The 24,420-nt window shown below is 43.9% G+C and carries 22 protein-coding genes and 1 pseudogene; 15 read left to right on the top strand and 8 right to left on the bottom strand.

The window, feature by feature from the left end; genetic code table 11:
- Positions 1 to 4: 4 nt before the first annotated feature.
- On the bottom strand, positions 5 to 934 hold the full coding sequence (locus J4N44_RS18955; protein WP_009700733.1) for a LysR family transcriptional regulator: 930 nt from the start codon (positions 932 to 934) through the stop codon (positions 5 to 7).
- 77 nt (positions 935 to 1,011) lie between these two features.
- A complete protein-coding gene (locus J4N44_RS18960) occupies positions 1,012 to 1,485 on the bottom strand; it encodes a hypothetical protein (RefSeq protein ID WP_199479421.1) in 474 nt (157 codons plus the stop codon).
- Positions 1,486 to 1,772: 287 nt separating this feature from the next.
- Here J4N44_RS18960 and J4N44_RS18965 point away from each other — a divergent pair, with 287 nt between their 5' ends.
- From J4N44_RS18965 to soxR, 14 genes are all read left to right on the top strand, one after another.
- On the top strand, positions 1,773 to 2,456 hold the full coding sequence (locus J4N44_RS18965) for a spondin domain-containing protein (protein ID WP_005448735.1): 684 nt from the start codon (positions 1,773 to 1,775) through the stop codon (positions 2,454 to 2,456).
- A 9-nt stretch (positions 2,457 to 2,465) separates the two neighbouring features.
- Positions 2,466 to 3,161, top strand: coding sequence for a spondin domain-containing protein (locus J4N44_RS18970; protein WP_252045595.1), 696 nt, complete (start codon positions 2,466 to 2,468; stop codon positions 3,159 to 3,161).
- Positions 3,162 to 3,307: 146 nt separating this feature from the next.
- Positions 3,308 to 4,039: a response regulator transcription factor gene (locus J4N44_RS18975; RefSeq protein WP_005448739.1), complete on the top strand. Its 732-nt coding sequence runs from the start codon at positions 3,308 to 3,310 to the stop codon at positions 4,037 to 4,039.
- A gap of 40 nt (positions 4,040 to 4,079) precedes the next feature.
- Complete coding sequence (locus J4N44_RS18980) at positions 4,080 to 5,453, top strand: sensor histidine kinase (RefSeq protein WP_005448741.1); 1,374 nt, start codon at positions 4,080 to 4,082, stop codon at positions 5,451 to 5,453.
- Positions 5,454 to 6,000: 547 nt separating this feature from the next.
- Positions 6,001 to 7,401, top strand: coding sequence for an aminotransferase class V-fold PLP-dependent enzyme (locus J4N44_RS18985; RefSeq protein WP_252045596.1), 1,401 nt, complete (start codon positions 6,001 to 6,003; stop codon positions 7,399 to 7,401).
- Positions 7,402 to 7,461: 60 nt separating this feature from the next.
- The gene (locus J4N44_RS18990; RefSeq protein ID WP_252045597.1) at positions 7,462 to 8,394 is read left to right on the top strand and encodes a transporter substrate-binding domain-containing protein; all 933 of its coding nucleotides are present in this window, start codon (positions 7,462 to 7,464) and stop codon (positions 8,392 to 8,394) included.
- Entirely contained in the window at positions 8,391 to 10,718 is a 2,328-nt protein-coding gene (locus J4N44_RS18995; protein ID WP_009697225.1) for a putative bifunctional diguanylate cyclase/phosphodiesterase, read from the top strand. The genes J4N44_RS18990 and J4N44_RS18995 overlap by 4 nt, the downstream gene beginning before the upstream one ends.
- Positions 10,719 to 10,930: 212 nt before the next feature.
- Positions 10,931 to 12,124 (top strand): glycine C-acetyltransferase, encoded by a 1,194-nt coding sequence (locus J4N44_RS19000; protein ID WP_005448754.1) that lies wholly within the window; start codon positions 10,931 to 10,933, stop codon positions 12,122 to 12,124.
- Between the two features lie 141 nt (positions 12,125 to 12,265).
- On the top strand, positions 12,266 to 13,297 hold the full coding sequence (gene tdh, locus J4N44_RS19005) for an L-threonine 3-dehydrogenase (protein WP_005448756.1): 1,032 nt from the start codon (positions 12,266 to 12,268) through the stop codon (positions 13,295 to 13,297).
- Between the two features lie 347 nt (positions 13,298 to 13,644).
- A complete protein-coding gene (locus J4N44_RS19010) occupies positions 13,645 to 14,226 on the top strand; it encodes an imm11 family protein (RefSeq protein ID WP_252045598.1) in 582 nt (193 codons plus the stop codon).
- Positions 14,227 to 15,463: 1,237 nt separating this feature from the next.
- Positions 15,464 to 15,913, top strand: a complete 450-nt coding sequence (locus J4N44_RS19015; protein WP_005448762.1) for an NUDIX domain-containing protein — start codon at positions 15,464 to 15,466, stop codon at positions 15,911 to 15,913.
- Between the two features lie 130 nt (positions 15,914 to 16,043).
- A complete protein-coding gene (locus tag J4N44_RS19020; RefSeq protein WP_239212691.1) occupies positions 16,044 to 16,331 on the top strand; it encodes a hypothetical protein in 288 nt (95 codons plus the stop codon).
- A 318-nt stretch (positions 16,332 to 16,649) separates the two neighbouring features.
- Complete coding sequence (locus J4N44_RS19025; protein WP_017819403.1) at positions 16,650 to 17,369, top strand: carbonic anhydrase; 720 nt, start codon at positions 16,650 to 16,652, stop codon at positions 17,367 to 17,369.
- Between the two features lie 294 nt (positions 17,370 to 17,663).
- Complete coding sequence (soxR, locus tag J4N44_RS19030; RefSeq protein ID WP_005448768.1) at positions 17,664 to 18,095, top strand: redox-sensitive transcriptional activator SoxR; 432 nt, start codon at positions 17,664 to 17,666, stop codon at positions 18,093 to 18,095.
- A gap of 33 nt (positions 18,096 to 18,128) precedes the next feature.
- Here the strand turns inward: soxR and J4N44_RS19035 are convergent, their stop codons facing one another.
- The 6 genes and pseudogenes from J4N44_RS19035 to J4N44_RS19060 all read right to left on the bottom strand — a co-directional run bounded on the left by J4N44_RS19035 (position 18,129) and on the right by J4N44_RS19060 (position 22,670).
- The gene (locus J4N44_RS19035; protein WP_050924979.1) at positions 18,129 to 18,524 is read right to left on the bottom strand and encodes a DUF2391 family protein; all 396 of its coding nucleotides are present in this window, start codon (positions 18,522 to 18,524) and stop codon (positions 18,129 to 18,131) included.
- Entirely contained in the window at positions 18,517 to 19,377 is an 861-nt protein-coding gene (locus J4N44_RS19040; protein ID WP_005448770.1) for a tetratricopeptide repeat protein, read from the bottom strand. Before J4N44_RS19040 ends, J4N44_RS19035 begins: the two co-directional genes overlap by 8 nt.
- A gap of 192 nt (positions 19,378 to 19,569) precedes the next feature.
- Complete coding sequence (locus tag J4N44_RS19045; protein WP_009697219.1) at positions 19,570 to 20,133, bottom strand: GNAT family N-acetyltransferase; 564 nt, start codon at positions 20,131 to 20,133, stop codon at positions 19,570 to 19,572.
- A gap of 14 nt (positions 20,134 to 20,147) precedes the next feature.
- Positions 20,148 to 20,342 (bottom strand): hypothetical protein, encoded by a 195-nt coding sequence (locus J4N44_RS19050; protein WP_390503161.1) that lies wholly within the window; start codon positions 20,340 to 20,342, stop codon positions 20,148 to 20,150.
- 320 nt (positions 20,343 to 20,662) lie between these two features.
- A pseudogene (locus J4N44_RS19055) lies at positions 20,663 to 21,028 on the bottom strand (class I SAM-dependent methyltransferase); the annotation flags it as partial.
- A 124-nt stretch (positions 21,029 to 21,152) separates the two neighbouring features.
- The gene (locus tag J4N44_RS19060) at positions 21,153 to 22,670 is read right to left on the bottom strand and encodes a phospholipase D family protein (RefSeq protein WP_252045599.1); all 1,518 of its coding nucleotides are present in this window, start codon (positions 22,668 to 22,670) and stop codon (positions 21,153 to 21,155) included.
- Positions 22,671 to 23,252: 582 nt separating this feature from the next.
- Here J4N44_RS19060 and J4N44_RS19065 point away from each other — a divergent pair.
- The gene (locus tag J4N44_RS19065; RefSeq protein WP_009697217.1) at positions 23,253 to 24,410 is read left to right on the top strand and encodes an efflux RND transporter periplasmic adaptor subunit; all 1,158 of its coding nucleotides are present in this window, start codon (positions 23,253 to 23,255) and stop codon (positions 24,408 to 24,410) included.
- The last annotated feature ends 10 nt before the right edge of the window (positions 24,411 to 24,420 follow it).

Raw genomic sequence — 24,420 nt, forward strand, 5'->3', positions numbered from 1 at the left:
CTCTTCAAACATGGTTAGCCTCTCCGGAGACTAAGTGCTCCTTAACGAAGTCGATAAACACGCGCAGGCGAGCAGGCATGTATTTGGTTTGTGCATACTGCATCGCGATAGCGCCGTGGTAGTTACTTTTGATCATCCAATCAGACAGAACCTCTACCACTTCTCCTCGTTCTAACGCGTCTTTAATCACGAAGTCGTGGAAGATTCCAATTCCCAAGCCAGACTTAACCCCGTTCAAGCGCATTTGAGAGTGGTTAACGGCGTAACGCCCACTCACGGCAATAGAGTGGAAAGCTTCTTCTTTAAAGAAAGACCAGATGTTGTCTTTGTCGTTCTCAGCAAGATAAATACAATCGTGCTGCTCAAGCTCAGTCGGATGCTCTGGCATACCGTGTTTAGTAAGGTAATCTGGAGAGGCGCACAAAACAAGATTGGTCTTGCTGATCTCTTTGAGTACCAGATTCTCGTCGGGTTTGTCGGTGAGCTTAAATGCTACGTCGATACCTTGGCGAAAAAGATCAATCTCACCATCAGCAGCACGTAGCTTGAGCTGAATGTTTGGGTAGCGATCTAGGAATGGCAACACAAATGGTTGAAGCACCGAGTTAAGAAACGCTTCGGGTGCAGCCACTGTGAGTGCACCCGTGGGCTCGGCATGATCTTCCGCCGATAATTCAACCGCTTGCTGCGCCGCATTCACCATGGCAATGCTTTGGTCGTAAACCTTTTGCCCGGCTTGAGTGATGATCAACTTGCGAGTCGTTCGCTCGAACAGTTTCACTGAGAGGGCTTGTTCTAACCGTGTGATCAACTTACTTAAAGCCGATGGCGTCACGCCAAGTTGTTTGGCTGCAGCGGTAAAACTGCCCTCGTTTACCACTAAGATAAACGAAGCAAGATCAGGGAGTAGGGCAATGAGTTTTGGGTTAACCATATTTGTTCAGTTCTGCGCAGCGGAATAACGGTATTGTCTGGTACGGTTTTGTTCGGTTCAAGTGTCACCGTCTCGCTTTAGCGATATTTTGCTAAGAAGGTATTCAGGGCAGGCAAGCCAGATTCACCAATATGGTAGTGCTGCCAACAGTGATAAATAGCCGTTTCGTGGTCCGCAATCAACTCGATAGCTTCTTGCTCAGCGATTGAATACTGCTGTGAAGCTTTCACTTCTTCATGCCACTCTCGATACTTGACCTCATAAGGTTCTACCCACTTCAGAAGAGTTGCCACCAACTCCAGCCATGGCAACTCTATCCACTTGGTTGCGTCTGCCAAGCCTTTATCAAGCATCTCTTGGTGTCGGCTTTCGATATCCATGCCATTTGCTAGTAATACAGGCTTGAGCTTTTCTGCGGTGAGCTCTTCTACTTCAATCAAGGTTTGCCACAGCGTTTGTTGTTCACCATGGGCGTAATGGTTCAAGTAGTGATTGAAAAAAGCGATGCCGTAGATTTCGCCATAGTAAGCAGCCAGTACGTTATGAATCATGCTGAGAATCGTGATTTAAACAGGGAATACCGCATTGTAGGAGGGGAGTACACGAAGTGTAAATAGCTGAATAAGAGTAAAAAATCGCTGCTGAAAAAATCGAACAGAACTTGTGAGAATTTTATGAGAATTCGATGAAGTTGCTGATAGATTTGTTCGTCATTCTTAGAGGCAAGAACGCAAAACGTTCGAAACGTAATGCTTAACCTACTCAAGTTACAAACAAAGAAGTAAAGCCGTAAACATGGACTTGAGTAGTTCAACCCTCATTAAAGGATGGAATCACAATGAAAAAACGTACCCAACTCGGACTCGTCATGACTTCAGTCGCTATGGCACTAGGCTCTGCATCAGTGAATGCAGCAGAACTGGAAATCACCGTGACTAACGCGACAAAAGGCATTTACTTTACGCCACTGATTGTCGCAGCGCATGGCTCTGATCTTAAGATGTTCAGAACCGGTGAAGCCGCTACCCCAGAATTAGAAGCAATGGCGGAAGGTGGTGACATCTCGGGTCTTGCTAGTGTCATTGGTAATGCTGGTGGTGTTGTGGTTGAGAACCCGGCTGGTGGTATTTTGAATCCGGGTGTCGCAACCACCTTTACCATGAACAGTGGTGATCATGGATACTTGTCTCTTAGTGCGATGCTTCTGCCAACCAATGATGGTTTCGTGGGGCTAGATAGCTGGAAAATCCCAACGGAAGCCGGCACATACCGAGCAACGCTAAGAAGTTATGATGCAGGCACAGAAGCCAATGATGAACTTAAAGGTAGCATGCCAAATCCACCTTTCATTACCTTTGGTACAGGCGGCACCGGTGTTGAAGCGGCAGTGACTAATGACAAAGTTCACGTGCATCCGGGTAACCTTGGTGATAGCGATCCAACTGGCGGCATCAGTGACCTAGACAGCAGCAGCCATCGTTGGCTGAACCCAGTTGCAACCATCACAATTGTTGTGAAGTAAGGGGGATGTATGAAATACAGAATCTTACTCGTAGCAGCTTCAGTCGGCTTACTCGCCGGTTGTCCAAGCGATGATGATAATGATGTGGTGAAGTCATACCGTTACACGATTAACGTTGCAAACTTGACCGCGAATCAACCAATGTCGCCACTTGCGATTTTGGCTCACAACGACAAATACAAACTGTTTGAAATTGGCAAAAGCTCTTCTGTTGAGCTTGAGCATCTTGCAGAAGGGGGCAGCAATGCCGAGCTGTTAGCGCTAAAGGATTCCAATGACTATGTCTACCAAACGTTGTCAGGTAATGGTTTAGTGCTTCCTGGTTCAAGTGATTCCGTAACCTTTACAGTTGACCCACACAAAGCGGGCTACGTTTCAGTCGCTTCCATGTTTGTGAACACCAACGATGCGTTTGTTGGGGAAACGGGTCTATCGCTTAAATCATTGGCGGTGGGCGAAAGCTACGAAATGAGCATGAACGTTTGGGATTCCGGCACGGAATTGAACGATGAACTTGCAGCCACCATTCCGGGACCTGCAGGCGGTGGTGAAGGCTTTAATGGTACTCGTAACGACACAAATGACGTAGTGGCGTTTCACGCGGGAGTGGTAAGTAAAGATGATGGTTTAGCCAATTCTGCGCTTTCTGCGAACCATCGCTTCCTGAATCCTGGAGCGAAACTCACTATCACCCGAGTCGAGTAATACAGGCTCCGATGGCGTCTCCTTTCCAAAGCGCTTGTAGCCGAGCGCTTTAACCCTCATGGCGTCATCGGAACCTTTTTTGAAAGAAATTCCGATTTGTTCCGGTCATGTGCAAAGTGAGGATTCTCAGACGCAGGGAAAGGACCATGGAACAGCAGGCAATCAATTTAGTCGCGAACATTTTGCTGGTAGAAGACGATGATGATTTGGCAGAACTGGTTCAAATGCATCTCAAGTTTCAAGGACACCAAGTGTTGCGGGTAACGAATGTCGCCGAAGCCAAAGCGCAATACCAACAACAACCTTTTGATTTACTCATTCTTGACCGAGGTTTGCCAGATGGTGACGGCTTAGATATCTGCCATTATTTACGTCAGCAACAAGATTGGAGCCCTGTGCTCATGCTGACTGCCAGAGATGGTGAGATGGATAAAGTGGATGGTTTGGAGGCGGGTGTGGATGACTACATTACCAAGCCGTTTAGCGTATTAGAATTTCAAGCTCGAGTACGCAATGTATTGCGACGGGTAAGTCAAACCGTTGAAGTACAAGTTGAAAGAAGTGAACTTGAAGATAGCATGGATTTTGGTCCATTAAGAATTATTCCAGAATTGCATCAGGTATCCCTAAATGACAAGGATGTCACTCTTACCGCGACAGAGTTTACCTTGCTGCAATTCCTCGCGACACGCCCAGGTAGAGTCTACAGTAAAGATGAATTACTCGACCATGTGTGGAATACCAGCCATTCCGGTTATCATCATACGGTGTGTAGCACCATCAATCGCCTACGTAGCAAGTTGTCTTTGTCTGACTCTGATCATCATTTTATCCAGACGGTATGGGGCGTGGGGTACAAGTTTCAACCACGACAGTAGCTTTACTACCCGAGTAATGACTGATTAAGGAGGCGCTAGGATGAGCTTCAAATCTCGCTTAGTGGTGTTCACGAGCCTATGGTTTTGTTTAGCAGCAGCCGTTATTGCATTAACGTACAATTGGCAAAAAGAGACCATTGAATTACGCACTAAACAGAGTCTGCACAAAGAGCTGGCAAGCCACATGCGTGATGATAATCCGTTGATGATAGGTACGGATTACAACCCGAAAGCGCTCAAATCCATCTTTCATACCCTTATGTTGATTGGTCCGGATTTCGAAATCTACTTTCTTGATAGCCAAGGCAACATCACTACCCATGCAGCACCAGAAGGTGCAGAGATTATGGGTAAGGTAGATCTTAACCCAATTAAACGATTCTTGAATGACGAGCCATTCCCCATCTTAGGCGAAGATCCTCGTAATCGTGGCGAGCACAAAGTGTTTTCCGTAGCAGCGATTGAGGAACTCGGCTCAACCGTGGGTTATCTCTATGTAGTCATTGGCAGTACCAGACATGATGCGATTGCCAACGCCCAAGTAGACACACCTTATATCGCGCTCGCTGGGTTAGTTTTAGTGTCTATTTTAGGCTTTGCATTAGGTGCTTATGTGTTAGTGAAACGCAGTTTATTGAACCCGATTGAGCGTGTGACCAATCAGCTTCAACAACAAGCAGAACATGATTTCCGCCTGCAACCCGATTTTACGCGCCAAGTTCCGGAATTAGTACCGATAGCAAATTCCTATCAGATGATGGCGAAGCATATCCAGCAACAGTTTTTGCAGTTGGAGTATCAATCGTCTCATCGTCGTCAAAGCTTATTGCAGCTTAGTCATGATTTAAAAACACCGTTATCGAGCGTTCTTGGCTATTTGGAAACGTGGCGTTTGCAGCATCCGGAATCCGACCCTTTGATTGACGTCGCTTTCAGAAACTGTGAGAAGCTGTCTACGCAATTGCACTCTTTGTTGGACGTAGCTCGAAAAGAAGCGCCCATGCCGAATTACGAGTATCGACCAGTGGATCTTGGAGCCTTGATGGCAGAGTGCGCCGAGACGATGCAAAGCCAGTTTGCTCGAAAAGAAGTGCTGCTGAAAATAGACGTCGATAACGAAATTCAAACCGTGGGTGATAAAGGTCTTTTAGAGCGGTTGGTGCTTAACTTGCTTGAAAATGCGCTGCGCCACAGTCCAATGCGTTCTGAAGTACATTGTCATGCTCATTTGAGTGACGATAAATCAAGAATTCATTTTGCCTTTATTAACCATATTGAAGAAGAAGCACAGGGAGGCTCGCTAGGTATTGGGACCAAGATTGTACAGTCGATACTCATGTTGCATCACAGTTATCTAGAGACCAGCAGCACACCATCTCAATATCAACAAAAGTTCACATTACGAGCCGTTTAATCTATCTATACCCAAGCCATTCTCGCTGAATGAAATGTCTCGAGATTACTTGGGTATAGCTACCGCCACCTTCCTCTTGCTTACTTTCCCTTTCTGTTCATCGAACAAATCTACTGTTTAAATAGAATTTTTCGCTTAATAATTCGTCATGATTGTTATTTCAACAAACGAATGATAGCGCTGATGAATTAAATTTATTCTGTTACATATTTAACGTGCTAGAACTTAATATTAACCTTGCTATCTAATTTGTTTCGTAAATATTACAACTCACGCTTTTTTATGATTTTTACATTATAAAATTAATTTCTATTTATATTAGAGTTAGGTGTTTTAGTGAATATTGTAATATGCGTTTAGTTGTTTATTTTTATCGTAAAGAACTGTTGCTTATATCATCAAATGAAATGAAAAAATGGAACTAAAGTCACTTAATTGCTGCCGAAAAATCTAAACAGGGAATCTATTTGGTAATAATGTTTAAGTAACAGTTAGTTACGGATTCATAATTAATAATATGGCTAAACTTCCGACAAGGATCGAAAAGATGAGCGACAAGGAATCTATTAAGACTAATCGCAGCCGCCGCAAGTTTTTAAAAGGTGCAACTGGTGCAGTTGTGGCTGGCGTCAGTGCTTCGGCGTTTTCTGGTGCTGTTCAAGCAAAGGAACAGAATATCGATTGGAGCAGACTAGGTAAAAGAAATGAAAGACGCCTCTGGCGTAAAGTTCGAAAGCAGTTCGTTTTGGATAAGCGAACGACTTATATGAACATCGGTACTACGGGCTCAATGCCAAGACATGTTCTTGAAGGGTATGAGGATAACAACAAACTGGTTGCGAAATACCCGTGGGACATGAAGAATAAATTTGGTTCATGGCCTTATGTGTCTGAAATGGTGACGCAAGTTGCACCGGGCTTTGGTGCAAATGCGGATGAAATCATCTTGAGTCGTAACACTACTGATGGTCTATGCTCTATCATCAACGGTCTTCACTTCGAGCCGGGCGATGTGATCTTAACCACTCATCACGAACACGTTGCGGCGACGTCCCCTATGAACGTTGCCAAGCATCGATTTGGTGTGGATGTCGTAGAGATTCAACTTCCTGTCTTCACTGGTACAGAAGATGTGACAGAAGAAGACTATATTCAAGCGTTCAGCGATGCGATTCAAGCACATCAAAATGTTCGGTTAATCGTATTCTCTCATATCACCTACAAAACTGGCACAACACTTCCAGCGAAAGCCATTTGTTCTTTGGCTAAGCAACATCGAATCCCGACCTTAGTTGACGGTGCGCACACTGTGGGTATGTTCGATCTTGACTTCCATGACATGGACTGTGATTTCTATGCAGGTTCTGGTCATAAATGGCAGTGTGGTCCGGGCGCTACGGGTATCTTATATGTACGTGACAACGGTAAACGCTTAAATGAGTACTGGAGCGATCGTGAAAACCCATTGTGGTTGATTAACTCTTCTTTATCTCATGCAGATTACCTAGGTAAGCAGTTACAAATGCAGTACATTGGTAATGACAACTACCCAGCAAAACAAGCACTTGCTGACAGCTGTAAGATGTGGGATGAAATTGGTCGCGATCGAATTCAAGAACGCATCTTGGAGTTAAGTGAGTTATGTAAGGTGCTGCTTAGCGAAGCGTTACCTGAGGCGCAAATGTACTCGCCAAACGTTGAGGGCTTAACTAGCGGTCTGACTACGTTTAACCCGTTTTTTGATGTAACAGATGAAGAACGACTAACGCAGTTCCGTGATCGTCTTCGTGAAGATTATGGTTACATCATCCGTACAACAAGCTTCAAGTTGTACAAGGATGATTCGTACGAAACACATGCGTTGCGCATTTCGACTCATTTATTCCATGATGAGAGAGATGTAGAAGGTCTGGTTGAAGCCATTGCGGATCTTTATTACTCGTTCTAATGTTGTTTATCGTCAAAGCGCCCATGTTTGGGCGCTTTGTTAAAGAGAGGGATATTCACCATGTCAGTGAAATTAATCAAACGAACCATGACGGCAATGGCTGTTGGTATGACGTCACTACTCTCTGCTTCAGTGTTTGCTGGTGATTTACAAGACATCAAAGACAGCGGCGTTTTGCGTCATATCGGTGTGCCATACGCGAACTTTGTTTCTTACATCGACCAAGGTGAAGTGCAGACTTTGACAGGGCTGGATGTGGATATTATTAAAGGGTTTGCTCAGTCTCTTGGCGTCCGATATGAATACGTACCAGCGCAATGGAACAATGTGGTAGGCAAACTGACAGGTCAACAAGTTGAGTACAAAGACGCCCAGCTTCAGGTTGGCAAAACGATGCCTATTGAAGGCGATCTGATTGCTAACGGAGTCACTATTCTTGAGTGGCGAACTCATGTCGTCGATTTTTCTGATGATTACTTCCCATCTGCGGTTTGGTTAGTCGCACGCACAGATTCCACCCTTACTCCAATCAAACCGACAGGTTCCATTGAGAACGATATCTCGATGGTGAAATCGCTTATCAAAGGTCGTGAAGTTCTCGCGATGGAGCACTCGTGTCTAGACCCGAACCTTTACAATCTGTATGACACGGGAGCAAAAGTTATTTTGCCTGATGGGCAGCGTCGATTGAATGAGATGGTGCCAGCGATAATGAAGAATGATGCAGAAAGTACACTGCTTGATGTAGCAGATACACTGATTGCATTGGAAAAGTGGCCAGGAGAAATCAAAGTAATTGGTCCTGTGTCCGAAAATCAAAAAATGGCGGTTGCTTTCCGTAAGGACTCCCCTGAATTAAAAGCCGCATTTAATCAATATTTGAAGTCAATTAAAAAAGATGGGACGTACCAGAAGTTGGTCGAGAAATACTACCCGTCAATTTACTATTTTTATAATGACTACTTCTTAGAAGATAGTAAGAACGATATATGAGAAAGTCTGTAAAAAAGATATCAAGCCAGAAGATCATCACCGTCAGTGCTATTTTGGTGTCGCTCTATTTAGCGATGATTATTACTGTGACGAGTTTAGGTCAAAACAAATTAAAAGATTCTCAGCATCGTGAACTTGACCTAAAGGTAAAAAGCTACGCGGGTACTCTCGATAATTTATTCACGATAGCCAGCGAAGATGTCGACCACTTATCAACTGATAAAACGGTGCAGACCTTCTTTGCGAATCTTGCTTCAGGCATGTCGATGGAATATGGCCTAGGTGCTAGTTTGATCAACTTGAAGCGTAAGCTGCAAGAGAAAGCCGACGCGAAAACTGTCAACAACCAGATCATCTACACCAAGCTGACGTTAGTTGGTCTTGATGGTTCAACCATCGTCACTACGGGCGTTAAAACAGATCATCGTATTGATACGTCTCGATTGCTTAATGACCACGCTCATCCTGAGGAAGTCAGAGCGATACAAAATGATGGTAAGGTCCTCATTCAAGTCGTTAAGCAAGTGATGTTTTCTGGCAAGCCTGTTGGCTTTTTGATTGCTGACATCAACAAAGAAGTGGTGATTTCCCAACTGACGAATCAAGAACATGAAGGCAGCTATAGCCGGATGGTGTTAAAGATCAACGATGTGGAAATGGAAGTTTGGGATTCTATTAGTCGTAAGCTGGAACAAGAAAACATCACGGATCCAGAAGCCCTTGCCAAAGAGCTAAAGCAAAAAATCTATTTTGAAGTACCCATTGAACATCATCACTTTAAGTTGATGGCGTGGTTTGAATCACTCAGTGAGCGAGATATTTATACTTCACGCATGTTCATTAATGGTTTAAGTGTACTTGCCATCATGATTGTGGTTGGGTTGCTTTATGCATTCACGCTAAACAACACTCGTGTAGAGCTGAAAATAAAATTGGAAGAGGAGAAAAAGCGTAAAGACTTTCTTTCTCAACAGAACCAGCGCCTGACCAGTGAAATCGAGCGCCGTAAATCGTCAGAGATGGAGTTAGCTTATCAAGCGAAACATGACTCCTTGACCGGATTACCAAACCGAGTTTATGGCTCCGAGCGTCTCGACTTAGAGCTTTCACGTGCAGAACGCATCGGTTCGAATGTGTTGGTGATGTTCATTGACCTTGATCACTTCAAGCAGATTAATGATTCCATGGGACATTTCGTTGGTGATGAAGTCTTAAAACTCGCAGCGGAAAGATTGCACAACGCAGTTCGAAAAACAGACTTATTGGCTCGGATTGGCGGTGATGAGTTTTTGTTAGTGATTCCAGACTTGCACAATGCGGACAGCGCAAAACGATTTGCGACAACGGTTCTATCTGTGTTTAACGAGCCGTTTGTCTGGCAAAACCACGAGTTTTTCCTCTCGGCGAGTGTCGGAATGTCAGTCTTCCCAGAAGATGGTGATAACGCCGAGCAGTTGTTGGCGTGCGCGGATATGGCTATGTATCGAGTTAAGCAGGATGGACGTAACGCTTTCTGTTTTTACGATCACAACATGAACCAAGATTTGCAGCGCTTCTTAGAGTTGGAAACTCGCTTGCGTAACGCCATTTCGCAAGACTTATTAGAGCTTTACTACCAACCTATTATTGATTTAGAAAGCGGAGCGATTGTCGGCGCTGAAGCTCTAATGCGTTGGAATGACGACAAGTTTGGGTTTGTGAACCCAGAAGAGTTTATTTCGATTGCAGAAAAGAACGGCTTGATTCATCAACTTGGTGATTTCGCTATTCGTCAAGCATGTCACCAAGCAGCGAAGTGGCAGAAAGATTCACCCTTGTTTGTATCAGTAAATTTTTCTAGTGTGCAGTTCAGATACTGTGATCGCCTCTTTGAGCAAATCAAGCTTCACCTTGAGGAGTCGGGGCTGCCGCCAGAATTGTTTGATGTTGAAGTTACTGAAAGTCTTTTATTCAACCACAGCAATGAACTGATGGGCATGTTAGATAACTTACGTGCGATGGGGGCGAAGCTAACGATTGATGACTTTGGTACCGGTTACTCAGCATTGAGTTACTTGCAGAAGTTCCCATTTGACCGACTCAAAATTGATCGCAGTTTCTTACAGAACATGTTTGAGAATGAATCGGATCGTGAGCTTGTGAACGTTATTATTGCAATGGCGAAAGCGCTTAACCTTAAGATCGTCGCAGAAGGCATTGAAGAGCAGCGTCACGTTGATTACTTGAAAAACCTAAACTGTGAGTTCGGACAAGGTTTCCACTATAGCCGACCATTGCCAGCGAAGGAGTTTGAAGCGCTTTTAACAACGCCAACTTGGCTATAACTCCTTTCAATACAACCTCATAGAAAAGCATTAGTTGGATTCGTGCCTAGAATTCATTAATGCTTTTCCACCTTGAGGGATAATCGTTTTTCCTTCCTTGAATTACACTACACTTAATTGAGAAGTAATTGCCTGTGACCCCCGTCACATAAAGGCTCAACCTAATTCTAATCGAGTGAAAACTCGACAAAATAAACAGGAAGGAATTGCGAATGTCTTCTGCATTTTACCAACAGATTGAACAGCAAATTGAAGAAGTGAAGGCGGAAGGTCTTTACAAAGCAGAGCGTATCATTACGTCTCAACAGCAAGCGGCTGTTAAAATCTCTACTGGTGAAGAAGTACTAAACTTCTGTGCAAACAACTACCTTGGTCTTGCTAACCACCCAGCGCTTATCGAAGCGGGCAAAGCAGGCATGGACGAGCACGGTTTTGGTATGGCTTCAGTACGTTTCATCTGTGGTACTCAAGACATCCACAAAGAGCTTGAGCAGAAGCTTTCTAAGTTCCTAGGTAAAGAAGATACGATTCTTTACACATCATGTTTCGATGCAAACGCGGGTCTATTTGAAACTATCCTGGGTAAAGAAGATGCGATCATCTCTGACGCTCTAAACCACGCGTCAATCATTGATGGTGTTCGTCTATGTAAAGCGATGCGTTTCCGCTACTCAAACAACAACATGGAAGAACTAGAGCAACAATTGATCGCTGCAAAAGAAGCGGGTGCTCGCCACATTCTTATCGTAACGGACGGTGTGTTCTCAATGGACGGCGTAGTGGCTAACCTTCCAGCTATCTGTGACCTAGCAGATAAGTACGGCGCATTAACTATGGTTGATGATTCTCACGCTGTTGGCTTTATGGGTAAAACAGGTGCAGGTACGCACGAACACCATAACGTAGTGGACCGTATCGATATCATCACTGGTACGCTAGGTAAAGCAATGGGCGGCGCTTCAGGCGGTTACACATCTGGTAAAGCTGAAGTGATTGACTGGTTACGTCAGCGCTCTCGCCCATACCTATTCTCTAACTCCGTTGCACCAGCAATCGTAAACGCTTCTATCCGCGTTCTGGATCTACTAGAAGAGAGCGGTGACCTACGTGAGCGTCTATGGGAAAACGCAGCACACTTCCGTGCTCGTATGGAAGACGCAGGCTTCACTATGGGCGGTGCTGACCACGCGATCATTCCAATCATGTTAGGTGACGCAAAAGTAGCAGCAGAATTTGCTGAGCGCGCACTAGAGAAAGGCATCTATGTAATTGGCTTCTCATTCCCTGTAGTACCAAAAGGTCAAGCGCGTATCCGTACTCAAATGTCTGCAGCACACTCTCGTGAGCAGCTAGACCGAGCAATCGATGCGTTTATCCAAGTTGGTAAAGATATGGGCATCATCTAAGTCTGAGAAGCTAAAAGGCTACAAAGGCTTTCCCAACTCTCTTGAGTCGGCTCATGGGTAAAGCCTTTACCTTTTCTTTAATGACGGTAGACGAAAGAATTTTTTGTCACGCATAGAGCGGGGCAATATTGGGTGAATATTATGAAAATCAAAGCACTATCAAAGCTAAAGCCTGAAGAAGGCATCTGGATGACTGAGGTTGAAAAACCGGAAGTTGGTCACAACGACATTCTGATCAAAATTAAGAAAACCGCTATCTGTGGCACTGACGTACACATTTACAACTGGGACGAATGGTCGCAAAAGACAATTCCAGTTCCTATGGTTGTAGGTCACGAATACGTGGGTGAAGTGGTTGCGATTGGTCAGGAAGTTCGTGGCTTTGAAATCGGCGACCGCGTTTCTGGTGAAGGTCATATCACGTGTGGTCATTGTCGTAACTGTCGCGGTGGTCGTACTCACCTGTGTCGCAACACGATCGGTGTTGGTGTAAACCGTGAAGGCGCATTCGCAGAATATTTAGTGATCCCAGCGTTTAACGCGTTCAAAATCCCAGAAGGCATCTCTGATGATCTAGCATCAATCTTTGACCCGTTTGGTAACGCTGTACACACTGCGCTTTCTTTTGACCTCGTTGGTGAAGACGTGCTGATCACAGGTGCTGGTCCAATCGGCATCATGGCAGCTGCGGTAGCGAAACACGTTGGTGCTCGCCATGTTGTTATCACAGACGTAAACGAATACCGCCTAGAGCTTGCTCGTAAGATGGGCGTAACTCGCGCAGTAAACGTGGCAGAAGAGAAACTAGAAGACGTAATGTCTGAGCTAGGCATGACAGAAGGCTTCGACGTAGGTCTAGAAATGTCTGGTAACCCATCAGCATTTAACTCCATGCTAACGACGATGAACCACGGTGGTCGCATTGCACTTCTAGGTATTCCACCATCAGACATGGGTATCGACTGGAACCAAGTTATCTTCAAAGGTTTGGTGATCAAAGGTATCTACGGTCGTGAAATGTTCGAAACATGGTACAAGATGGCTTCATTAATCCAATCTGGTTTGGATCTATCACCAATCATTACGCACCACTACAAGATTGACGATTTCCAAGAAGGCTTCGACGTAATGCGTAGCGGTATGTCAGGCAAGGTTATTCTTGATTGGGAATAGAGTCGCGAGAAAGCAACCTAAAATCTTCTTGATATAAAATTAATACAAACGCCTCAAGTTAACCTTGGGGCGTTTTTGTTATAAACCCGTTACTCATTGAAGCGTAAGCGAGAACACTATGATTAGGCAATTCTTCGTTTACCTCATGTATAGGTTATAACGTGATGATAGACATGGCGTTATATTTATCTTTTTATGTCGGTCAACATATTTAAATTAAGCGTTTCTTTAAGAAGGTACAGTTGCCTTTTGGGTATCTAAGTATAATCGTTACATATATGGAAGTACGTGAAAGCCTTGATTTAAGGGAACTTTCAATAACTCATTCAATCTGTTTAGGGACGTCTATGGCAGTATTTAGCAAAGTGTTTGTTGTAACTCCAAATGTCAACGAGTTCGCACTGTTACAAGAGTCTTCATTGGCACTTTCTATTCAGGAGACTGAAAGAAAACCGATTCAATTGTACGGCGAGCCTGTCAAAGCTAGTTGGAAGTGTGTCGATGTCGAATGGTTAGAAGTTGAAAACGAAAAGGCATTACCAAAGCCGGATATTGCTGCTTGGAGAGCGATATCATTAGCCATGCCTATCTCGATCGCGGATCAACTGGGGGTACTATGTGAAGATGTTGAGTTTCTCCCATTGTGCTTGAATAAGCAGTCTTGGCGAGCTGTTAACATCTTGACTCAATTAGATGCTATCGACCATTCTGCAACTAAGTTCAATCTTCGCGATGGAAAGCAGAGCCGGGTTAGACCCTTTAAGAAACTTGTTTTGAAGAAGAAAGCTGTTCATGGCGCTGGTTTGTTTCGAGTTCAAGGGGCAGGGTTGCGAATGTTCTGTACAGATAAGAAAGGTGGTTTGTACGAGCGAGTTCACGAGTTGGGTTTGACGGGGCTGAGCTTTAAAGAGATACAGTTATCTCCCTAAAACACCGTTTGCAATACGTCTGGAGCTCGTCATTCATGTATCTATCGATGCCCGCAGACGTTTTGGTGGTAAAACTACTATTCAGTAAGTTACAAACTATCGTGAAATCAGACGGAAAAATATTGAGTAGATTTGCGGTTTTTTCAATGAAGGGGTATCAACGTTCATTCTAAATCTAAGTCAAATTTATGTTTAAGAAGCATATACAGGTATTGCTGAGAATAGCAAAAATGGGTGATTGAAAATGTTAATAGTTACGCTAGTTGTATTCTTCTCTCTGGCTACGATCCATTTTTCTCATGTCTTTTTCTCAATTTGCTTGAGTTCTTTTAATCAGTTTACAAATTATTCTATGTGGTTAAGACCTCTTTCCCTCTGTGTCATGGCTGCCTGCGCACAGTACTATATTCTGTCACTAATTTTGGGCACCAACCTACCAGCCGTTTCTGGTTTTGTACTAGTGGTAACCAATGCTCTATTTTTTATTGGTTTTTTCTCTGCTTTAAAAGCTAAAAGGGAAACGGAAGAATAGTCAGTTGCCATAAATTGTGTCACTTAGCTTTAATCTTTGTTCAGACCCCGTTCCCCATAATTGTGTTGATGATATCTTCCTTTTTATTTAGCAAAAGGTTCGACAACGCATTCCTGGCAAGTATTTAGATGCAAAAGGCAGGGAACATTCGATGAATGATTTGACACGTCAGGGGGCGCTTGGTTTGCATGGTGAGCGGTATTATGTGAATAAGGAGCTTACCGTGGTTTCAAATAAGGCTAACACTGAGAATAGTTGCAGTTATCTCAGTACGATAATGTCATGAATCGCAAAGGATCAATCTACTACTTATCACCAAAGCTTCCCGTGATAGTTTCGTCTCTCTAAAGTTTGTTTTGGGAAAACAGAGGAAAGCCTCTTTAAGGTCTTTAGCATGCAGAAGCGGAATAGATACCACTGGCTCAGGGTGGTTATTGGAGGCGTGTTTGGCGCTATCGTCGTTGTTGTCCTCTTCCACTTATTTGGTTCTCTATTTGGACCGCTATACCAATCAGAAGATGAATCTGCTCGTAATTTTGTTACTTTCCTCGCCTGTCTTTTTCTTGGAATTGTTAGCGGCGCGTTGTTTGCTTACAAATATACAGTGAAATAGAAGAGCATATTCGAACGCCCCATTGAGTGAAAAAAGATTGGCATTCACTAATGTCACCTCATCTGACGTAATAGAAAAAAGGAATGGTACCAATGCAATATGGAATTCAGCATCATGTTGAGATTGCAGCCAAAGCCGCAGGCGCGGTCATTTTCAATCAACACAGAAAAGTTTTATTAGTTCAAGAACTTCACGGAACAAAAAAGGGGTTATGGCACATTCCTTCTGGCAGTGTCGAAGTGAAGGAACTTCCTCAACAAGCTGCAGTTCGAGAAGTTTTCGAAGAAACGGGCTTACAAGTTAGTTTAGATAATTACCTGAACACTTATGTAGGGTGTTTTGATGATGGTGATTTGGTGCTTCGTCACGTGTGGGTGACAGAGGTTGAAGACCAAAAAATCTCACCAATATTTAGCCATGAGATAGGTAAAGCACAGTTTTTCACTTTAGCTGAAGTAGAGGAAATGTATGCCCAGTCTAAATTGCGAATGCATCATACGCTTTTGATGGTGAACGATGCATTCACTTGGCGAGAAAGTTAAACGTAGTGGTTTCTGGTTGCAAGTAAGATCCATGTGCAGGACTGCCTTTGTTTTGCCGCTTTCCCTTTGAACATTCTCACATTATGATTGTCTTAGTTTTTATCTTTGATGTGAATGTATGGTGTATGGAATGAAACATTTGATGTTGGCAGCACTCCTATCTAGCACTTTCCCAGTGAGTGTGTTGGCTGATGATGTGTTGGGTGTTCCCAATGTAGAACTAGAAGATGAGGGCTGTTTGAGTGTTGTGTGTAAAAACACTATCGAGCCAGAAACGGTTGCTAAAGCGGGTGAGTTTCCAGACCGCGAGGGCAATGAAACCCTATCCGCATTAGGGAGCGTACTCTTTGCAGCAGGAGAAATGGGGTTAGCCGAGAACTTACAAACAGAAGATCCAGAGCTGAGCACGACTAGGTAGTACAGGAATGGTACTATGACGGGATTCGCTCTCTTCTAAATTAGTGTTCTCTATTTTATAGCAATACTAATATCTGAGCATCTTTGATACGCTCGATAAGTGATTCAAAAATAAAGACCGAGCATCGTGCTCGGTCTTTTCGTTTGTGAGATGTTTTCTCACTTTTGAATCCTAAGTAATATCTCAATTTCGCGACTAGAGTGATGGGTTCCAAAGTTAGCTCGCAATCATTGTTTTCAGTCTGTTATGTATGTTTCCACAACGATTAGTATGAGTGTGCTTTCACAACACTCGAATGGAAGAAAACAAGGAGAAAACATGAAAAAGTCACTAACAGCACTTGGTCTTGCTTTGGTATTTGCGAGCTCCGCGAATGCGGCGAATTGGGGCTATGAGGGGGAGCATGGACCTGCTCATTGGGGGGAGTTTGCTTCCGAATGCGCTAAAGGACAAAACCAAAGCCCAATTAATATTCAATCGTCTACTGAAGCCAAACTAGATAAGCTTCAATTTGATTATCAAGGTAAAGCTATTTCATTGCTAAACAACGGTCATACCTTACAGACGAGTTTAGAAGGGAAAAATACACTGACGATTGATGGCAAAGAGTTCGTATTAAAACAATTTCACTTCCACACGCCATCAGAAAACCATGTAGATGGAAAGGAATACCCTCTAGAAGCGCACTTTGTGCATGCTGATAAGGCGGGTCACCTAGCCGTTGTCGCAGTGTTCTTCAAACTGGGTAATGAGAACCCAGATCTAGCTAAGTTACTGCAAAACATCCCTAATAAAGATCATGATGTTGCTATTGAAGTCCCGTTTGATGCGGACGCGCTTATCCCAAGTGATAAAGACTACTACCGTTTTAATGGTTCTCTAACGACTCCGCCTTGCTCTGAAGGAGTTCGTTGGTTGGTGATCAAAGACACTAAAACGATCTCACCTGAGCAGGTGAAAGAATTTGCTAAAGCAATGGGACACAACAACCGTCCAATTCAGCCGCTTAACGCACGTATGATCCTTGCTCAACAGTAATCCGCGCTCACACAGAGAAAGATCCCACTAAAGCTAATGAATGGCAATCAACCTGTTTTTGCCATTCATTTTCTAACCCAAGCGTCGCATCATCCCTACCGTAACCGTTTTGGCATCTGTTGCTAGAATGTTCTTATCGTAAATAGTCGTGAAGAATGCCCTCTAAATACTGCATAGCCAATGAGTACAGGATTTTATTTTTCATCGTCTTTAATGGCTTAATTTGTTAGCGTAATGTAACTTAAAACCTCAATTAAGCTTGAGGTTGGCATTTGTAAGAGCAAGAGGCAAAGCATGGAAATCAGTGTTGGTGAGGTAGCAAAGCGTTCTGGAGTAAAGGTTTCAGCACTGCACTTTTATGAGCAGAAAGGACTCATATCAAGCTGGCGAAACCAAGGCAATCAAAGGCGGTATCACCGCAGTGTACTTCGTCGTATTGCGGTAATTAAAGCTGCTCAACAAGTTGGACTATCCCTCGAAGAAATCAAACAGGCATTAGAAGAGTTGCCCAAGCATCAAGCGCCAAACAAGCAACAGTGGGAAACCATGGCAAGTCATTGGCATGCACAATTGGATCTAAAAATTCAAAAGCTAAAAGCATTGCAAAATGACTTAGGCGGGTGCATTGGATGTGGCTGTTTGTCGCTTGAAACGTGTGCGTTAAGAAACCCAGAAGACGTATTAGGGAAAGATCATTCGGGGTCGAACTTAACGTTGGATGATTAGGGGCAACTAGCCCCTAGTGACGAGAATGTGGTTCTATTCTTTATCAAAACTATCGACGACGATAGCGCCCATTGAAGCTGGCATGGTTATGACTATTACGCGTTTAAGAGCGATAATTGGGTCGGTAAACATTGGCAATTTGTTGATGCAAAATAGAACCAGAGCAACAACTACAGCGGCAATAAAATAAGCAATCACGACACGAAAAATAAATACCGTAATACGAGTATTGATGTTGCTTTGAAATACACTTTGATAGGCGAAAAAACCTAAAAAGAGTACTGAAAGGCTAAACAACATCAGTAAGTTAATAAAAGGCAGGCTTTCTCCTAGTCGCCATGCCTCTTCCGAAAATGAAATTGGCACGGCTAAAGCAAAAGCACCAACGAGAACTTGGCTGGCGTCTTCGAGATTAAAGTGGCTACTCATGCTTAGACTCTGTAGTGTTACTTGTGAGAAGTTGCTCGAAGCGTTCATGCCCATGAAGCAGTTCCAGATCTTGCTCTTCAGCTAACAAGTCGCGAATTGATGGACTGGCATCTATTGCACGCTCCAAATCTTCAATCGCTTGTTCTTCAATGCCGAGTCGAGAGTACGCACATGCACGTTGATAAAGCGCCGGTCCGTTAGTGTCATCTACTTCCAAAACGCGATTACATAAGCTCAGTGCCCAGTGGTATTCTTTGATCTCCATTGCGGCATCTGCTTTGTAAGTGAGTGCTTCCAAATCGCCTGGGCGAATCAGCAGAATCTCATCGTAGATATCGATACGTTGCTCTGGAGTTTGTGAGCTTTGTGCACGAAGCCATAAGTTATGGATTTCGTTGATTTTCTCGATTTCTTTGTTGTTCTCGCTGATGATGCGAGTTTTGCGTTTTAAGTCGCGTTCTAATGCTAGGAACTTTTTCTCGTATTCCTGAGCGATTTTTTCTAGTCGCTTGTCTGCCATTTCTTTGGTGTTGTGTTTAAATTCACGCAGTGACTGCCAACCGACAAAGGCAATTAGCGATGCAACACCTGCGATGATATAGAAGAAGTAGGTGACGGTGACGTTAGCGTAGTTCAATGATTTATCGGCTACGGTAAGCTCGCGGTCGGTGATCTCGACGACCATCCGTCGTTCTAAATCCTGTTGTTCCTGACGTAGAGACTTTAATTCGTCGAGGATATAACGTTCCATCAAAGGGCGATCTAAAAGGTCGGATTCTGAATACTTTTCTTCTGATGCTAGAGATGGGAAAGAGAGTAGAGCAGCGAAGAATATGCCGATGATTAAGCGCATAGAACGTCCTTTTGCGTCGAGGGTGGATGGATCTCTGAAACCATAGCAAATAGCGACTATGTTTAGCAAAGAACTCATGAAAAACACTTGTTTTATAATGTGTTCTGACGAGTCATTAGCTTTTCGTCTTGTGGCGGGCTATCTCACTTTGTAGGGCGTTTGCTCTTTTTACTCCGGTATTGTGTAAGTGGTCTATGCGAATTGATCTGGGCTGAACAAGCCTTGGATCAGTGTTTGCCACTCTTCTTTCAATACGCCATATTTGACCGAGTCGTAGTATTCGCCTTGGTAATAACGCACTTTACGAATTCGTGCTTCTTGCTGCATGCCGAGTTTCTCCGCACAGCGCATCATCCTCGGGTTACCTGACCATGTGGTTAATCCGACTCGCTCTATTTCTTGTGTGTCAAAGATATGGCTTATCCAAGGCACCAATGCGCTAAAACCTAACCCTTTGTTCCAGTAGTTAGAATCGTAAATGACGATCCCAGCTTCTAACCAACGCGTGCTCTCGCATTCCCAATACCAACTGACAGAGCCAACAGGTTTACCCTCGAACTCAATCAATAACATGTCTTCGCCTTTTATTAGGCGTTGTAAGGTGTTGTTACGAAAGCCTTCCAGTGTCGGAGTTTGATATGGAAAGTAAGGACCATTAAATTTAGCCCATCGTTCATCTTCAGTAATTAACTGATATAGATTCTTTGCTTCTTCAGGGGTCGCGCGTCGCAGTGTCACGCCTTGGAAATGGTACATAGCTTACCTTTTAATTAACGTTTAATGGCGGTGACGCTGAACGTGTGCCAATGCTTTGTGTGTCCAACAGCTGTTGTGCCATCTTCATCTCGTTCGTGAAAATGAAGTATTTCATAACCTTCAAACAAAGCTTCCACTTGCTCTTTGGTGAAAGCACAGATGTTGGGGTGAGTATCTGCCTCAACCCAAGAATCGTTGATTCCTAACAAGTCGCCACAAAATACGCCGTTAGGTACTAGGGTCTGTTGACCCTTTCGCGGTTAAATTTTGTTCGGATGGGGACGCCTTGTCAAAATCGTTTTAGGCGAGGCAAGGAGTGTGCTGCCTAGTCATTCTAAGTAAATACTCCTTAACAAAGCATAAAACGATTTTGCGGGGGCGCCTAGCCCGAACCCTCCGGGCAGCGTTTGTTGGTCATTTCTACTGCGTTATCGCCTTCTCATGTAGGCTAGCTACACAGCAAAGTCTCTGCCTTGTATAAATCCCCAACAATTCGCTGCAAAAATCAGCTCGAAAGGTCAACAGCCCCTAATGCTTTGTTGATTTTTTGCCAGACCTTGGCGAAGTGTTCGCTAGGACAAAAGAACAAACTGGCGCTGGCGATAAATAAACTGCAAGCAGGGTAGGTAAAATCACTAAAACAAGAATGGGATATGGAATAGTGAGGGTTGCCTTCAAAGCGAGTTAAGCAGGTTTCGACAGCGTCTTGATGCGCATCGAAAGCATGAACGGTGTAGCCTCGACTAAGAAGATACTGAGAGTCTCTTCCAGTTCCACATCCCGCATCTATAGCGGTTTTATTATCGAGAGTAAGTAAATTCGCTGCACGCTCGACATTGGGACGGTGCGGCTGCTGCGCGACCTTTTGATAATATTCGTTCCATTTTACTGACATCGTGATTCCTTTTTCACTCTTCTATTTTTGTCGTATTACGTTTCAATAGAACACGACTCCCTTATGTTCTGAGCGGTGGGCTATTCTCTCTGGTTTCTGGTATTTAGCAGGCGCATAACGAGGGTTATAGCTGATTTTCAATTGGAAGTATGCCAGAGAACCAAGCGCCCATTTTTCTCCATACACTGGCTTCTGGCTCCGAATCGAATTCTTCACCAGTCTCCATATCAACCCACGCTATGTCGCCATCTTTGATTACGATTTTATAGGCATTTTCTCTGAGCTGTTTGGGCAACTGCGCTAAGGATTTTTGCACGTATTCAGGTTGTTCGATGACGACTGCCATTTCGGTATTGAGTTCAGCGGAACGTGGATCCCAATTCATGGAACCAACAAACAGAGTTTTACCATCGATCATCATGGCTTTGGCATGCAAACTTGCTCTGCTACTGCCCGTGAGACTCCATTTACTTTTGATTTTTGCGCTGGCTTTCACTTCCCAAAGCTTGATCCCAGCTTTAACCAAGTCTTCTCGGTATTTCGCATACCAGCCATGAACGGCAAACACATCGTTCGATGCCAAGCTGTTTGTGACTATTGTGATGTCGATACCTCGCTTTGCCGCGTCCGTCAGTGCTTTTGTCCCAGATTTTGTTGGCACAAAGTACGGGGATATCAGTACAAAAGAGTTATCTACGTTTGCTAACAGTTCACTGAGGTTGGCAACAAGTTGGCTTTCTTGAGTTGCAATCTTATCGGGCAAGTCGAACCAAACTTCACCTTGTCCCCAGTATAAATTCAACTTGCCCTGTTGCAGTTCTTCGTAAAGATCGAGTTCTTTAAAATTATAAGGACCAGTAGAGAACTTTTCTTCTAATTTCAAGTTCTTAACTTGAGTTTTAATAGCATCGTCGGCAACTCTTTCTGATTCAGGCACAATCCATTCCATTGGGATCGCATACAAGCTGTTCCAGTAAAGGTCGAATTGATCCGCGGTTTGTGTCACAGCCTCGCCATAAAGCATGACATCGAAATCGCCGAATTCGACATTAGATTCAAAAGAGAAGTATTCATTGCCAATGTTTCTACCACCAACAATCGCGGAGACACTATCTGATATTAGTGACTTGTTGTGCATACGACGATTAAGGCGGTCAAAGTCACTCGCAAGAGCAAATACGCGCGCGTCTCGGTATTGATGAGGATTGAACAAACGAATTTCGATGTTAGGGTGAGCATTCAGTTGCGCCATACCTTCATCATTGCGTTTTTGCATGTCATCCAGCAATAGGCGAACACGTACACCGCGTTGAGCGGCTTCATACAATCGCCATGTCATCAGTTGGCTAGTTTCGTCGCTACGGTAAATGTAGTACTGCAAATCCAAACTTTTCTCGGCGGATTCAATCAGAGCTATTCGAGCAAGAAGTGCGTCATTGCCTTGGTTTAGTGGATAAAAACCGGTATCAGAGTCTGGATCTTTGTCGTAGCTTTCAAAAAAATCAGCCAAAGCAGAATCATTTTGATAGCCAAATTGAAAGCTGGTGGATTTCTCACTTGGATCTCTGGGTTGAATGGATGAACACGCTGAGACCAGTAAGAGCATAGAGCCCAAGAGGGCTTTTGAGAGAGAACGTCGCAATGCACACTTCCTTGTTTATCATAACCTTTTGATTATATATCAAGCGTTGGTAACTGGTAATGCGAGCGGGTTAGGTTAAGTCGCAGTTTTCACATTCAAGGCAAAGAGCGCGAAACCACATTTAATGCATGAAAATGGAATATTATTCAGGCGGACAATATCATGTTTTTAACTTATGTTTTGTTGGTAAATGGTTAATATCACTAATATCTGGTGGTAATTACCAACACTGAACTACAAAAAATAGCTAGATTAATTTAACTTATTGATATTTAAAAAGTAAACGATTGGCACACCTATTGCGTATAAACGGTGAGTGTGAGAGGTCGTAACTTGCGAAAGTGGTTAAGTTTTTGTTAATTTTATTAACTTGCCATGGATAGTTCTTTTGTGATCGATAGTCACAAAAACAGCGGAAGCACGGCTCTTTTATAAAGTTGTCTATTTCAGATGCAAATATCTCACTGTTTGTCCGCGGGGAGTGTAAGGTCCAGTTACAAAATCTCGGATTTTTAACGTGGTCTTAAGGCGAATGCCTGATGGGGATGAATAGGAGAATACAAAAATAAAAAAGGATTTTTGATGTTAGCAAAACCAGTATTACGTTGGCTTTTACCCTTCGTCGTGATGGGGGGGGCTTATGCGGGCTATGCCGCTATCGCTGCGACCGCACCAGAAAAAGAGTCAACCAAAGACACCGTTACTGAACCTACAGTACAAACTTCTTCACTTTTTCCAACCGATCATAAAGTCGTAATCACCAGTCATGGTGAGATGGTCCCTTTTGAGAAAACCCACCTCGCTGCACAAGTCAGCGGTGAGGTCGTGAGTTGGCATCCAAACTTTGTCACTGGTGGCATCGTTAAACGTGGTGAAGTGCTATTCACGATTGAAAGTGATAATTACGAAGCGGCAGTACTCCAAGCTGAAGCCGGTTTAGCAAGCGCTCGTGCAGCTCTAATTGAAGAGCAAGCAAAAGCTGAGGTAGCGAAACGTCAAGCGAAGAAGTTAAGCGATAAACAAATTACAGACCTCTATTTACGCAAACCACAGGTGTTAAGTGCTCAAGCGCAAGTGAAGTCAGCGCAAGCAGCCCTAAAACGAGCAAAGCGTGACCTAGAAAACTGCAAAGTGGTAGCACCTTACGATGCTCTCGTTGTTGAACGCGACATCGGTGTCGGTCAATTTGTTTCTTCTGGTTCTCGCGTGGCTACGTTAAATAACATTGAAGTGGCAGAGATCCATGTTCCGATCGCAGGCTTTGACAGTGCGTTCCTTCCTGACTCCTTAAAAGAACTGCGAGCAACGGTGACCCAACAAGGTATTCTTTCAACAACGAGAGAAGGTAAGGTCGTTCGAGATTTAGGAATGATCGACAGCGCGACACGTATGATCAACATGGTCATTCAGGTGAAAGATCCTTATGGCTTAGATAACAAGCAGCCGCCGATTAAGTTTGGCTCGTATGTCGAAGTGAGTTTCACAGGTAAAGAACTAAAGCATATTTATCGCTTACCACAAGAGTTAGTGAAAAACCGAACGGTTTGGGTAGTGAATGGTGAAAATGAACTGCAGCCAAGAACAGTAAACGTGCTTCGTGCAGAAGGTGAGTTTTTGCTTGTTGGGGAAGGCTTGGAGCAATCAGACATGCTTGTTCTGACTTTGCCTGAGTACCCGCAAAAAGGCATGGCAGTCCAAGTCGCAAAAAAGAATGACGACTCCGAAACCGTCGTACAGTAAGTAGGAGTCA

This window comes from Vibrio sp. SCSIO 43155, from assembly GCF_023716605.1.
Taxonomy (GTDB): domain Bacteria; phylum Pseudomonadota; class Gammaproteobacteria; order Enterobacterales; family Vibrionaceae; genus Vibrio; species Vibrio harveyi.